Raw genomic sequence first — 12,713 nt, 5'->3', positions numbered from 1 at the left:
GGTGTCATGGAGCAGCCACATTATAAAAAAACGGGGTTGCCGATGGTTGCCCGATTCTGAGGGGATTAACCCCAAGGGCTCCACGGCGCGCGAGGCGTCCTAGGGCCTGGCCCTAATTAACGCGGCTCGCGCATCAGCGTTGACTTCCCGAACAGGCTTTCGAGCAACTCCACGGCGAGTTCAGCCGTCTGATTGCGGATGTCCAGCGCCGGGTTGAGCTCCACCAGATCGACCGACGCGAGCGCGCCCGAGTCCGCCAGCATCTCCATGCACAGCTGTGTTTCGCGGTAGGTCGGACCGCCGCGCACGGGCGTGCCCACGCCGGGCGCAACGCCGGGATCGAGAAAATCCATGTCGAAGCTCAGGTGCAGGTGGGTGTTCTCGTCCACGTCCGAGAGCACCGATTGCATGACGGCGCGCATGCCCATCTCGTCGATGGTGCGCATGTCGTAGACGTCGATGTGGTGCTCGTTCACAAAGTGTTTTTCGCTCGCGTCCACGCTGCGGATGCCGATCATGGCGATCTGAGCGGCGCGCAGGACGGGAAAAGTGTCCGTCAGTTGCGTCAGCGCGGACGGCCCGTGGCCGAGCAGGCACGCCACCGGCATGCCATGCAGATTGCCGCTGGGGCTGGTCTGGGGCGTATTCGAATCGGCGTGCGCATCGAACCAAAGCACCTTGAGGCGCTTTTGGCGTGAGCGGCAATGCTGGGCGACGGCGCTGATCGAACCGATGGCAAGGCAATGGTCGCCGCCCATCATCAGCGGCAGGCGGCCCGCGGCAAGCGTGTCGAGCGTGGCGGCATACAGCGTCCGGTTCCAGGCAACCACCTCGTCGAGGTGGCGAAAACCGCCATGGGCGGGCGACTGCGGGTTGCCCGGGCCGACCAGATTGCCAATATCAAGCACCTTGAGATCGCGCGCGCGCAAAGCCTGCGCAATGCCCGCAATCCGCATGGCCTCGGGTCCCATGCTGGCACCCAGAACGCTGGCACCCACATCGGTGGGCGCGCCGATCAATGTGATGGCTCGCATCTGCTGACTCCGTTGTGAATCGTCGAGTCCGCTGACTGTAAGCCATGTGTGTGGCATTGCGGTTTCCGAGGATTCTTGGGGCCTGTTCACACAAACCACGGAGTCGCCTAGCGCAAAAACGCGTCGTAGCCGGTCTTCAGAATCAGCGCGCCGACCACCAGAATGAAGATTCCGCGCACAAAGCCTGCGCCATGCTTGAGCGCCAGGTGCGTGCCCGCGAGGCTGCCGATCACGTTGCAGATCGCCAGCACCAGCGCGTAGTGCCACCAGATATGTCCCTTGATCGCAAAAAGCACCAGCGCGGACGCATTGCTCGCCAGATTCATGAGCTTGGCCGAGGCCGATGCGTTCAGAAAGTCATAGCCGAGCAGCCGCACGAACAGGAAGATGAAGAAGCTGCCGGCGCCCGGGCCGAAAAAGCCGTCGTACGCGCCAATGCTCAGCCCGATCAGGCAGGCCATCACGACCTCGCGGTTGTCGTCATAGCGCGGCGTGTGGTGGCGACCCAGGTCCTTTTTTGCGAGGGTGTACAGCAGCAGGCCGATCAGGATGAAAGGCAGCAGCTTGCGCAGGAAGTCCCCGGAGATCAGCGTGACCGCCCAGGCCCCGAGAAACGAGCCGATCAGCGCGGCAATCGCGGCGGGCAGCATGGCTTTCCAGCGGATCTGCACCTTGCGGCTGTATTGCCAGGTGGAGATGGCGGTTCCCCAGATCGAGCCGCTCTTGTTGGTGCCGAGCAAGGTAGCGGGCGGGCGTTGGGGAAGGTGGCGAACAGCGCGGGTACGAGGATCAGGCCGCCACCGCCGACGATGGCGTCGACGAAGCCACCGAGCATCGAGGCGAGGGAGATGATGATCCATTCCATGGTGGGGGATTGTCGCATCGAGATGCGCGGGGCGCGCAAAAGCTAACCCCAAACGCGCTTTGAAGTCACGCGGCGGAACTCACTTTGCGCTTGCGCGCACCGTTCGGAGAACCACCGCGAGCCAGTGGGATGCGGGGAGGTGTGTTCGGCGTTTCGCGTTGTTCGTGCTGGGAGTTGGGGCAAAAAAAAGCGCCGACTAGCGGCGCTTGGTATGAACTGGCATCTATGGGGATGCTCGGAATATGTTCAGTATGTTGTTTGAGTTGTGGCGTCTCCTCGGTCCCCTCGTGGCGAGCCGAGGCGCGCTTTCGAGTAGGGGACTTTAATCGTTGCACATGGATAGTGCATTGGTGATTTCCCCACCCTATTTGGTGCAATCCGGGGCCAAACGGCAGGATTTGCGTGATTTTCGCCCCTAAATAGGGATAGGCGTAGTGCGATCGTGTTCGCTGGCCGGGTATCCATAGACCCTACATAGACCATATGGCATACCGTTCGGGCGCTGCACGCCATGCACCTTTGGCGTATTTTCAGCTCACGTGGTGCTGACTACGATGGCCTCAGATTTCTACTCTGGAGTCATCCATCATGAAGCGTTCAATCCAATCCTTTGTCTGCGCGGCGTTCCTGATCTTTGCGGCGGCGGCGCGGCGTGGGCGGCGTCGAGTTTTGCGGTGGTTCCGGGCAATTGGGTGGTGACATCCGAGGTGAACGGGCAGGCCGGGCGCGGCATGGGCATTGAAGTGCGCGAAGGCGTGCTGGTCATGACGGTATACAACTACAAGGCGTCGGGTGACGCCACGTTTCATTTGACGGCCGGCAATATGTCGGGCAACGACTTCACGGGCCAGTTGTTCTCGTATCGCGGCGGTCGTTCACTCGGAGGCCCGGCGCGAAGCGCGGCGCTCGAAGGCTCTGCCGGCGAAGTCAGGATTCGGTTCACCAGTGCCACTACCGGCGTCATTCAGTTTCCCAACGAGGGCGCAGTGCCGATCTCCCATTTCACGTTTGACGGTATCCCCGCGGGCCGTTTCACGCGTGCAGATGCGTATGAGGACTGGTTTGTCACCGAGCTGGATGGCACCAATCAGCCTGTGAGTTCGAACGTTTTGGTCACGGGCAGGACGAGACCGGCTATATGTTCACATCTTCAAGCCTCGAAGGCTGTTCCGTGGACAACGGTTTGGCGAGCTGTTTGGTGATCTGGGAGAGTGCGAACGGGGTGAACGGCGCGAATGCAGTCATTGAAATGCGGCGCACCGGTGTGCGTTGGGACGGCACGATCGTCAAATCCACATCGACCGGCACAAAAAATCGACTGATCGCAACGCGCATGAGAACCTTGTTCAAGTCACCCCTCACCGCGATCGAGGACACACCAAGGAGCAGCGAGATCGAGATCGGCTTCTTCCGGCCCGAGGCAGGCATGTGGATCATCAATGCGGAGAACACCGGTGCTCCCGGGCGCGGCATGACGATCGAGACACAGCTGGACACGCTGGTGCTGCAGCTCTACGGATATCAGGCCGATGGCAACGCGACCTTCCATATCGGCTCCGGCCACATCGCCAATGGGGAAAGCAGCGTTGCCTTGAACAAGGTGCGCGGCGGACGGTATTTCGGCAGCAATGCGCTGGTGGGCAGTTATACCGGCAGCGACGGTACTGCGGAGATGCGCTTCACCTCCACCACGAAGGGCCAGATCCGGCTGCCCGGCGAGCAATGGGTGGATATGCAGAAGCTGCATATTGGCCCCGGTGCCACGTCTCCAGTGTCCCTGCTCGGAACCTGGTCGGTGCTGCTGAACACGACCTCGGGCGCTCCGGTGCCGTCGAAATGGAATCTCACGCGGATCAACGGCGCGTCGGCAGTGGGCGGAAATATGGATTGCCGGTTTGAAACCACTCCGCATGGCAGCGTCCGGTGCACGGAGCAGTTCTCGGTCGCCGGACGCGGCACGGTGTATATGGCCGACTACCGCTTCACACCGCCCTACGGCGCTGGCGTGACCAACGGCTACAGCATGCTGATCACGCCGCAAGGGAAGATCGATGGATCTTCAATCCCCAATCGCATCACGGTACAGCGGATCACCGATTCGCTCGGGGTCACGGTGGGACTCAAGAGCACGCCATAGGGCCTGTTCACCCAACCCACGGGGTCGCGCAGGCCCGAAGGGTTGCGCAGTCTTGGGCGGTCTGCGGCGTTGGGTGAACAGGCCCTAGGCTTCAACCGCGCTGCGCTTGCCGCGAATCCACTGTGACGCCATCTCGGCCATCATCAGGGTGGGCGAGTTGGTGTTGCCGCTGGTGATGGTCGGCATCGCCCCCGCGTCCACCACGCGCAGGCCGGCGATGCCGCGCACGCGCAGCTGTGAGTCGAGCACCGCCATGGGGTCGTCGGCGCGGCCCATGCGTGTGGTGCCGACGGGGTGGAAGATGGTGGTGGCGATGTCGCCCGCGAGTCGTGCCAGGTCTTCGTCACTCTGGTATTGCGGGCCCGGCTTCCATTCCTCGGGCGCGTATTTGGCGAGCGCCGGCTGCGCGCAGATGTTGCGCGTCACGCGCAGGCTGTCTGCGGCGACCTTGCGGTCTTCATCCGTGGACAGGTAATTGGGTGCGATGGCCGGGCCTTTCTGAAGTCGGCACTTTTGATGGTCACCGACCCGCGGCTGGTCGGGTTCAGGTTGCAGACGCTGGCGGTGAACGCCGGAAAGTGGTGCAGCGGCTCGCCAAAGGCGTCGAGCGACAGCGGCTGCACGTGATATTCGATGTTGGGATGCTCCATCTCGGGGCTGCTGCGCGTGAAGGCTCCGAGCTGCGAGGGCGCCATGCTCATCGGGCCGCTGCGCCTGAGCGCGTATTCCAGGCCGATCTTCGCCTTGCCCAGCATGTTGCTGGCCAGCACGTTGAGCGTGGGCACGTTCCTGACCTTGTAGACCGCGCGAATCTGCAGGTGGTCCTGCAAATTCGCGCCGACGCCGGGCAGGTCGCGCACGACGTCGATGCCGTGTTTTTGAAGCAAGGCCGCCGGGCCGATGCCCGAGAGTTGCAGCAATTGCGGCGAATTCACCGCGCCTGCGCTCAGGATCACTTCCTTGTGCGCCTTCATGGTGATCATTTCCTGGCCGGTCCAGACCTCCACGCCGGTGCAGCGCTGCGTGCCGTCGGGCTGGGTCTCGACGATCAACCTGGACGCCTGGGCATTGGTCCACATCTCGAAGTTCGGGCGGCCATAGCAGGTGGGGCGCAAGAAAGCCTTGGCGGTGTTCCAGCGCCAGCCGCCTTTCTGATTGACTTCGAAATAGCCCACGCCCTCGTTCGTGCCGCGGTTGAAGTCGTCGGTTGCCGGCACACCGGCCTGCGTGGCTGCCTCAGCAAATGCGTCGAGGATGTCCCAGCGCAGGCGCTGCTTTTCCACGCGCCACTCGCCAGATCCACCGGTACTCTTGCTGCCGTGCAATTGCTTGAACGCATCGCTGGCCTTGGCGGGATCGTCGAGGCGCCAGTGGTCTTCGTGGCGGCGAAAGGCCGCGAGCACCTTGTCCCAGCGCCATTCATCGTCGCCGGTGATCTGCGCCCACTGTTCGTAGTCGCGCGCCTGACCGCGCATGTAGATCATGCCGTTGATGCTTGAGCAACCGCCGAGCGTCTTGCCGCGCGGATAGCGCAGGGTGCGCCCGTTCAGGCCGGGATCGGGTTCGGTGTTGTAGAGCCAGTCGGTGCGCGGGTTGCCGATGCAGTAGAGATAGCCGACGGGAATGTGGATCCAGTGGTAGTCATCACGCCGCCCCGCTTCGACGAGCAGCACGCTGTTCTGTTTGTCGGCGCTCAGCCGGTTGCAGAGCAGCGCACCCGCGGTGCCGCCGCCGATGATGATGTAGTCGAATTCTGTGTTGTCGCTCATGGATGGATGGATCGATCGATGGATGCCGGATGCCTTGGCCGCAAGAGGCGGCGGGTCTCGTGCAGGCATTGTGCAAAAAGGCAACGGGGTGTCGAGGGGTAACTGCTGATTTGCTATCGAATTTATGGCGTAAGCTGCTTGCAATCAGGGCCTGCTAGCGGGTTTGTGATGTTTTTTCCAAGGTGCTGGCAGGTTGCGGCGGCGTGTTTCCCCGAAGGGCCGCGAAAGCCGCACGGGCAGTTGTCCGACACCACGGCGCAGGGACGGCCCGCTGACGCGTTGCGCTTTTGTGGAATGATGGGCGCCGGGGTTGGATGGGGCCTGAGCCCATGCCGATTTGGGGTGCTTGCTGCGCGAAGATTGCCGAACGTGCAAAATCAGCCCCTCCCGGGCCGTGATCCGCAGGATCATCAGGCCCGTTCATTCCTAGTCATGCAAATTACCAACCCGCCATCGATCCAACCCGTTGCAGGCAGTACGTCCAGCGTGAAAGCGCAGGGGGATTGGGTGTCGGCCGCCTTTGCGGATCGGCAGGTGTTCAGGCGCCTTGATGCCGAACTCGACCGTGCGGGCGTGGAGGCCGCGTGGGATCTGCAGGGCGTGGAGCACCTCGATCATGTGGGCGCGCAGATCCTCTGGACTCACTGGGGCAAGCGTGCGCCAGCGCAGTTGCAGCTCACGCCGGCGCAACAGGAAGTGTTCGACCAGCTTGCGCGCTTCAGCAAGGTCGAGGAGCCAAAGCAAGGCCCACCCTGGCTGTATGCGCAGTTGGACAGCCTCGGGCGCTGCTCTTTGGCGCATTCGGGCATTTCAAGCATCTGGTGTCGTTGATCGGGCAATTGGTGTTCGACCTGGGCCGACTCATCGCCAATCCGCGCAAGGGGCCATGGCGCGACATCTCCGCGCACCTGTACAGCATGGGCGCGACGGCGCTGCCGATCACCGCACTCGTGGGTTTTCTGATCGGCGTGGTGCTGGCCTATCTGATGTCGCTGCAGCTTCGGCAGTTCGGCGCGGAAACCTTCATCGTCAACATTCTCGGCATCTCGCTAATCCGCGAACTCGGGCCTATGCTTGGCGCGATTCTGGTGGCCGGCCGTTCGGGCTCGGCGATCACGGCGCAGATTGGCGTGATGCGCGTGACGGAAGAACTTGATGCGCTCAGCGTGATGGGCATTCAGCATGGCTTTCGGCTGGTCATGCCGCGCGCGCTGGCGCTCGGCATCGCCATGCCGCTGGTCGCGCTGTGGACCACCCTGGCGGCACTCGCCGGTGGCATGGTGGCGGCCGATCTGGCGATGAACATATCGCCCGCGTATTTCGTGCAGGCACTGCCGTCGGCGGTGAACGTCTCCAACCTCTGGCTGGCGATGGCCAAGTCGGTGGTGTTCGGCGTATTCATCGCGCTGATCGGCTGTCACTGGGGCTCTCGGTGGAGCCGAATACGCAGAGCCTGGGCGAGGGCACGACCGCCTCGGTGGTGAGTGCGATCACCATGGTCATCATCGTGGATGCGCTGTTCGCCATCGCGTTCAAGAATGTGGGGTTCTGAGCGATGAACGCGTCAACCACGCAATACATGGACGCCGGCGCGCAGCCTGCCGCGCTCTCGCAGGCGCCGGCGCCGCCTCCCGAAGACGCGCCGGTGGTGGTCGAGGTCCGGGACCTGTCGACCGTCTTCGGCGAGGGCAAGGATGCCTTCACCGTGCACAAGGACCTGAACCTCACGGTGCGCAAGGGCGAAATCCTCTCGCTCGTGGGGGGCTCGGGTACGGGCAAGACCGTGCTGCTGCGCCATATTCTGGGGCTCACCCAGCCGACCTCGGGCACGGTCACCGTGCTCGGGCGTCCGGCCAGCGAGCTCACCACCGATGGCGCGACCACGCGCGTGGGCATGCTGTTTCAGCACGGAGCGCTGTTCTCGGCCTTCAATGTGATCGACAACATCGGCTTTGCGTTGCAGGAGCAGGGCACGCTGCCCAAGGACGTGATCCACGACGCCGCACTCGTCAAGCTGCAGATGGCCGGGCTCAAGCCCGAAGTGGCCACACGCATGCCCGCCGATCTCTCGGGCGGCATGATCAAGCGGGTGGCGCTTGCGCGGGCGCTGATCATGGATCCGCCGCTGCTGCTGCTCGACGAGCCCACGGCGGGCCTCGATCCGAACGGCTCGGACGAGTTCTGCGAGCTGCTCAAGGAACTGCATGCCACGCTGGGGCTCACGGTCATCATGGTCACGCACGATCTGGATTCGCTGTTTGCGCTGTCCACGACGGTGGCGGTGCTGGCAGACAAGCACGTGATCGTCACCGGCACGCCGGCCGAGGTCGTGCGCTTCGATCATCCCTTCATTCACCACTTTTTTCTCGGAGATCGCGGCCGTAGGGCAATGGCGGCGTTGCCCCCTGAATTCGCCGGATCGCCGGTCAAGGAAAGCTGATGGAAAACAAGTCACACGCCCTCGCTGCGGGCATTTTCGTGATCGTCGTGGTGGCATTGCTCGCCGGCCTCGGTCTCTGGCTCACGCGCGACAAGACGGACTATCAGGTCTTCGAGTTGTCGAGCAAGGAAAGCGTCACCGGCCTGCAACCGCAGGCCGCCGTGCGCTACAAGGGCGTGGCGGTCGGCAAGGTCCAGTCGGTGGGCTTTGATCCCGAAGCCACCGGCAATATCCTGATCCGCATCGCGGTCAACGAGAACGCGCCGATCAGCAAGACGACCTTCGCAACGCTCGGCTATCAAGGCGTGACGGGGCTTGCGCACGTGCAGCTCGACGATGCCGACGCGCCGCTCGAACCCGTTCCGCCCGGCGCCGACGGCATTCCGCGCCTGCCGCTGCAATCCTCGCAGTTCAGCCAGATCGCCGAGCAGATTCCCAACATCATGGTGCAGGTCAACGACGCGACCCGCAAGCTCAACACACTGCTGGGCGACGAGAACCAGAAGAACTTCAGCAACGCGCTCGTGCAGCTCGGTGATGCGGCGACCAATGTGAACGTGTTGGTCAAGCGCCTCGACAACACGGTTGCCACCAAGCTCGACCCGGCGCTGGCCACCATGCCCGTGCTTGCCAAGGACGCGCAGCAGACGCTGGCTTCGTTGCGCGCGGCGGGCAACAGCGCCGCCAGTGCCGCCAGCGACATCGGCAAGACCGTGCGCGGCCTGAGCGAGGAAGGCGGGCCGGTGCGCGAGATCGCCAACAGCGCCCAGTCGCTGTCTGCGGCGGCGGACCGCTTTGGCCGCGTGACCCTGCCGCGCCTGAACCGCGCCGCCGATGAAACCGGCCGCGCGGCGCACCGTCTGGGCCGCACCGCCGACAACATCAGCGACAACCCGCAGTCGCTGATCTACGGCAATGGCGCAGGCTCGGCCGGACCCGGCGAGCCCGGCTTCGTGGCCCCTGCCGGTGCTGCACCGCAACGTTGAAAGAGGCGAAATGCACATGACGACGACATTGACGACGCTAACTTCCCTTTTCCGCCCCTCGCGTGCGCGAGCCATGCGCGCTTCGCTTGCGGCGTTCGTCGTGGCCGGTCTGCTCGCCGGTTGCGGTTCGATCCTGCCCAAGCCGCCGCAGCGCGCCGACGTGTACGACTTCGGCCCGGGCGTGCAGCGACCGGCCGATGTGACCGCTGCCCAGCAGCCGCTCGCGCCGATTGCGCTGGCCGATTTCGCATCCACCGGTCTGCCCGATGGCCGCACGGCGGTCTTCTACCGTCTGGCCTATGCGAACGAGCAGCAGCTCCATCCCTATACCCTGGCGCGCTGGAGCCAGACGCCCGCCGTGCTGATGCAACAGGCGGTGCGCGACCGCCTGAGTCCGCGGCGTGCCGTGATCTACGGCGACACCAACATCGACCAGCAGATCAAGGGCGGCAAGTCGCCGACCGTGCTGCGTGCCGAGGTCGAGGAGTTCAGCCAGGTGTTCAGTTCGCCGCAGGACAGCATCGGCCTGGTGCGCGTGCGTGCCTCGCTGATCGACTCGCTCAAGGCAGGCGATGAGCTGGTGGCGCAGCGTGTGTTCGTCGCACAGCGCCCTGCGGCATCGCCGAACGCTGCCGGAGGTGCCAAGGCGCTTTCGGAAGCCGCCGCGCAGGTGGCCGAAGACATTGCCCGATGGGTCGAGCAAGGCGGCCGCTGAATCCGTTCAAACAAGTACCGAAGCTGAAGTCACATGAGTGCATCATCACAAGACATCGATCTCGCCCACATCAACGCCACGCTGGGCCGTGACGCGCAGGGGCTGGTCAACTGGGCCGTCGGTCTCGCAAAGACCAATATCGTCACGACCAACTTCCGCCCGTTCGAGGCGGTGATCCTGCACATGTGCGCGAAGGCGCAGCCCGACATGCGCGTGATCTGGATGGACAACGGCTACAACACCGACGCCACCTACCGGTTTGCCGACGAGGTGACGCGGCAGCTCGGGCTCAACCTGAGCATCTACCTGCCGCGCCGCAGCCGCGCGCACCGCGAGGCCGTGGACGGGCCGATGCCCGGCCTGTATGATCCGCGCCACGAGGCATTCACCGAGGAAGTGAAGCTCGAGCCCTTTGCGCGCGCGTTGCGCGAGACGGGACCGCAAGTCTGGTTCACGGCGTTGCGCGCCACCGATACCGCCGTGCGTGCGCAGATGGAGCCGGTGAGCATCAACCCCGATGGCCTGATCAAGGTGGCCCCGCTGCTGTACTGGAGTTCAAAGCAGTTGCATGAATACCTTGTCGAGCATGGCTTGCCGAACAATTTCGACTATGTCGATCCCACCAAGGGAGAAGACAACCGCGAATGCGGTCTGCATCTTTCGCATTGAATTTGCTGCACCGGCACTTGACCGAACACGACGGACGCGGTTCAATTGGTCTATCGACAACTAGATTGCTATAGTTTTTAAAGGAAGAACGGACCATGTTGACACTCGGTACCGTCAAAGAGGGTGACGAGGAGTCGCGCCGTCGCGCACTTTTGGTTCAAGAGGGCGCTCGATTGCTGCTGTTGAAGTCCGAAACGCAAACGGCGTTTCGCCCACGGATGCGAATGATTGATCAACAAATCTCGCGACCCTACACGGTGGCCCCGCCACCCGATCTCCACGCCGAGTCCTGACTCCGGCTCCCTACCGACCGCCGCAAGGCGGTTTTTCATGGGCGACCGGAATGGTGGCTGCGTCATGCGGCCTCAGCCTACGCGTCGAGGGCGTCGGTGGCTTACAAGGGATGACTTGCCAGATGACTTGGAACGCGTCGTCTGCGCCCGAGAATTTCTTCCACTCGATATACGAGGTTCATAAAGGAAGAACGTCATGCAAACTACCACCCGTCATCTGATCGCTGCTGCCGTCATGGGCCTTTTTGCCACCACCGGCTTCGCCATGACCAAGGCCGAGCACAAGGCTGCGGAAGACCGTGTCAAGGCCGAATACAAGGCCGAAAAGGCCCAGTGCGCAAGCCTGTCCGCCAATGCCAAGGACGTGTGCGAAAAGCAGGCCTCGGGCAAGCAAAAGGTGGCCAAGGCCGATCTCGAAGCCCAGTACAAACCCAGCAACAAGGCCAGCTTCAAGGCCCGTGAGGCACGCGCCGATGCCGACTACGAAGTCGCCAAGGAGAAGTGTGACGACCTGAGCGGCAATGCCAAGGACGTCTGCGTGAAGGATGCCAAGGCCGCCCACGTGAAGGCCAAGGAAGACGCCAAGGTGGCACGCGCTCAGGGCGAGCCGGGCGAGACGCCCAATGAAAAGGCTGCCCACGTCGCAGAAACCAAGAAGGACGCCGCCGAAGAAAAGCGTGAGGCCGACTACAAGGCGGCTGCCGAGCGTTGCGACGCCATGTCCGGCGACGTGAAGGACAAGTGCATTGCCGACGCGAAGCGCGCTTTCGCACAGTAATTTGCGAGGATTCTGAGCGACGCCCGCAGGTAGCGGGCTCGGTTGATCTTTCGCGATGCAATCTGGCTACGCCGGTCGCGCTCCATTGGGGAGTCGGCTGGCGTAGCCGTTTCGTGTATTCGAACTATGATCGACCGATGGGAATCGTCAAAAATTTCGGACCGTCTGCATGAGCCGTCGCGGAAAACAGCAACGCGGCGTGCCGCTGCGCAGCGCCGACGAGATCGCGCTGTCGCGCGAGGCCGGCGGGCTTGCCGCGCGGGTGCTCGCGATGCTCGCGCCCCACGTGCAACCCGGCGTGAGCACCGGGCACCTCGACCGTCTCTGCCACGACTACATCGTCGATGTGCTGGGCTGCGTGCCGACCAATGTCGGCTACGGCGGCTTTCCCGGGGCGCTGTGCACTTCGGTGAACCACGTCGTCTGCCACGGCATTCCGTCGGCGGCCACGGTACTCAAAGAGGGCGACATCATCAACCTCGATGTAGCGGTGACCACGCCGCGCGGCTGGATCGGCGACACGAGCCGCATGTACTACGTGGGCGAGCCTGGCAATCAGGCGCGACGTCTGGTCGAGACGACCTATGAGGCGCTGCTCGCCGGCATTCGCGCCGTGAAGCCGGGCGCAACGCTCGGCGACGTCGGCCATGCGATCCAGAGCATCGCTGAGCGCGAGCGCTTTGGCGTGGTACGCGACTACTGTGGCCACGGCATTGGCACGGTTTATCACGACGAGCCGCAGGTGCTGCACTACGGTCAGCCCGGCGCGGGGCTGTTGTTGGAGCCGGGAATGATCTTCACGATCGAGCCCATGCTCACCGCAGGCAAGGCCACGACCCGTGAACTCGCTGATGGCTGGACCGTGATCACCCACGACAAATCGCTTTCCGCGCAATGGGAGCATATGGTGGCGGTGACCGACAGCGGTTTCGACGTGCTCACGCGCTGGCCCGACGGCACCGGGGACTACCCGGCCATTTGAGCGGACCCGATGCCGGGAAAGCCCCCATGCCGCTGGGCTGCCTGA

General features: G+C 63.5%; 9 protein-coding genes and 3 pseudogenes. 9 read left to right on the top strand and 3 right to left on the bottom strand.

What is annotated here, in order from left to right; all coding sequences use genetic code 11:
* Window positions 1-116 precede the first annotated feature (116 nt).
* Together rocF and H9K75_RS11865 are read right to left on the bottom strand one after the other, a co-directional pair.
* Entirely contained in the window at window positions 117-1,034 is a 918-nt protein-coding gene (rocF, locus tag H9K75_RS11870) for an arginase (RefSeq protein WP_187722835.1), read from the bottom strand.
* A 107-nt stretch (window positions 1,035-1,141) separates the two neighbouring features.
* A pseudogene (locus tag H9K75_RS11865) lies at window positions 1,142-1,899 on the bottom strand (sulfite exporter TauE/SafE family protein).
* A gap of 539 nt (window positions 1,900-2,438) precedes the next feature.
* Here H9K75_RS11865 and H9K75_RS11860 point away from each other — a divergent pair.
* Both H9K75_RS11860 and H9K75_RS11855 read left to right on the top strand, forming a co-directional pair.
* Complete coding sequence (locus H9K75_RS11860; RefSeq protein WP_187722834.1) at window positions 2,439-3,101, top strand: hypothetical protein; 663 nt, start codon at window positions 2,439-2,441, stop codon at window positions 3,099-3,101.
* Window positions 3,102-3,232: 131 nt separating this feature from the next.
* Complete coding sequence (locus tag H9K75_RS11855) at window positions 3,233-4,036, top strand: hypothetical protein (protein WP_187722833.1); 804 nt, start codon at window positions 3,233-3,235, stop codon at window positions 4,034-4,036.
* 84 nt (window positions 4,037-4,120) lie between these two features.
* Here the strand turns inward: H9K75_RS11855 and H9K75_RS11850 are convergent.
* Window positions 4,121-5,805, bottom strand: a pseudogene (locus H9K75_RS11850) (GMC family oxidoreductase).
* 432 nt (window positions 5,806-6,237) lie between these two features.
* Here H9K75_RS11850 and H9K75_RS11845 point away from each other — a divergent pair.
* The 7 genes and pseudogenes from H9K75_RS11845 to map all read left to right on the top strand — a co-directional run bounded on the left by H9K75_RS11845 (window position 6,238) and on the right by map (window position 12,668).
* Window positions 6,238-7,357, top strand: a pseudogene (locus H9K75_RS11845) (MlaE family ABC transporter permease).
* Between the two features lie 27 nt (window positions 7,358-7,384).
* A complete protein-coding gene (locus tag H9K75_RS11840; protein WP_187726015.1) occupies window positions 7,385-8,245 on the top strand; it encodes an ABC transporter ATP-binding protein in 861 nt (286 codons plus the stop codon).
* Window positions 8,245-9,231, top strand: coding sequence for an MlaD family protein (locus tag H9K75_RS11835; RefSeq protein WP_187722832.1), 987 nt, complete (start codon window positions 8,245-8,247; stop codon window positions 9,229-9,231). The genes H9K75_RS11840 and H9K75_RS11835 overlap by 1 nt, the downstream gene beginning before the upstream one ends.
* Window positions 9,232-9,247: 16 nt before the next feature.
* Window positions 9,248-9,946, top strand: coding sequence for an ABC-type transport auxiliary lipoprotein family protein (locus tag H9K75_RS11830; protein WP_226858110.1), 699 nt, complete (start codon window positions 9,248-9,250; stop codon window positions 9,944-9,946).
* A gap of 33 nt (window positions 9,947-9,979) precedes the next feature.
* Complete coding sequence (locus H9K75_RS11825) at window positions 9,980-10,615, top strand: phosphoadenosine phosphosulfate reductase domain-containing protein (RefSeq protein WP_187722831.1); 636 nt, start codon at window positions 9,980-9,982, stop codon at window positions 10,613-10,615.
* A 489-nt stretch (window positions 10,616-11,104) separates the two neighbouring features.
* Window positions 11,105-11,686 (top strand): hypothetical protein, encoded by a 582-nt coding sequence (locus H9K75_RS11820; protein WP_187722830.1) that lies wholly within the window; start codon window positions 11,105-11,107, stop codon window positions 11,684-11,686.
* A 169-nt stretch (window positions 11,687-11,855) separates the two neighbouring features.
* Complete coding sequence (map, locus tag H9K75_RS11815; RefSeq protein ID WP_187722829.1) at window positions 11,856-12,668, top strand: type I methionyl aminopeptidase; 813 nt, start codon at window positions 11,856-11,858, stop codon at window positions 12,666-12,668.
* Window positions 12,669-12,713 lie beyond the last annotated feature (45 nt).

Origin of the sequence: Diaphorobacter aerolatus, from assembly GCF_014489535.1 — a bacterium.
In the GTDB taxonomy this organism is placed as follows: domain Bacteria; phylum Pseudomonadota; class Gammaproteobacteria; order Burkholderiales; family Burkholderiaceae_C; genus Diaphorobacter_A; species Diaphorobacter_A aerolatus.
Note: the sequence above shows the minus strand (reverse complement) of the source record. Positions and strands in the feature narration are given on the sequence as shown.

Excerpts from the sequence above, each read along its gene's own strand:
- rocF (WP_187722835.1), bottom strand. The coding sequence starts at position 1,034 with ATGCGAGCCATCACATTGATCGGCGCGCCCACCGATGTGGGTGCCAGC.
- H9K75_RS11855 (WP_187722833.1), top strand. The coding sequence starts at position 3,233 with ATGAGAACCTTGTTCAAGTCACCCCTCACCGCGATCGAGGACACACCA.
- H9K75_RS11840 (WP_187726015.1), top strand. The coding sequence starts at position 7,385 with ATGGACGCCGGCGCGCAGCCTGCCGCGCTCTCGCAGGCGCCGGCGCCG.
- H9K75_RS11835 (WP_187722832.1), top strand. The coding sequence starts at position 8,245 with ATGGAAAACAAGTCACACGCCCTCGCTGCGGGCATTTTCGTGATCGTC.
- H9K75_RS11830 (WP_226858110.1), top strand. The coding sequence starts at position 9,248 with ATGACGACGACATTGACGACGCTAACTTCCCTTTTCCGCCCCTCGCGT.
- H9K75_RS11825 (WP_187722831.1), top strand. The coding sequence starts at position 9,980 with ATGAGTGCATCATCACAAGACATCGATCTCGCCCACATCAACGCCACG.
- H9K75_RS11820 (WP_187722830.1), top strand. The coding sequence starts at position 11,105 with ATGCAAACTACCACCCGTCATCTGATCGCTGCTGCCGTCATGGGCCTT.
- map (WP_187722829.1), top strand. The coding sequence starts at position 11,856 with ATGAGCCGTCGCGGAAAACAGCAACGCGGCGTGCCGCTGCGCAGCGCC.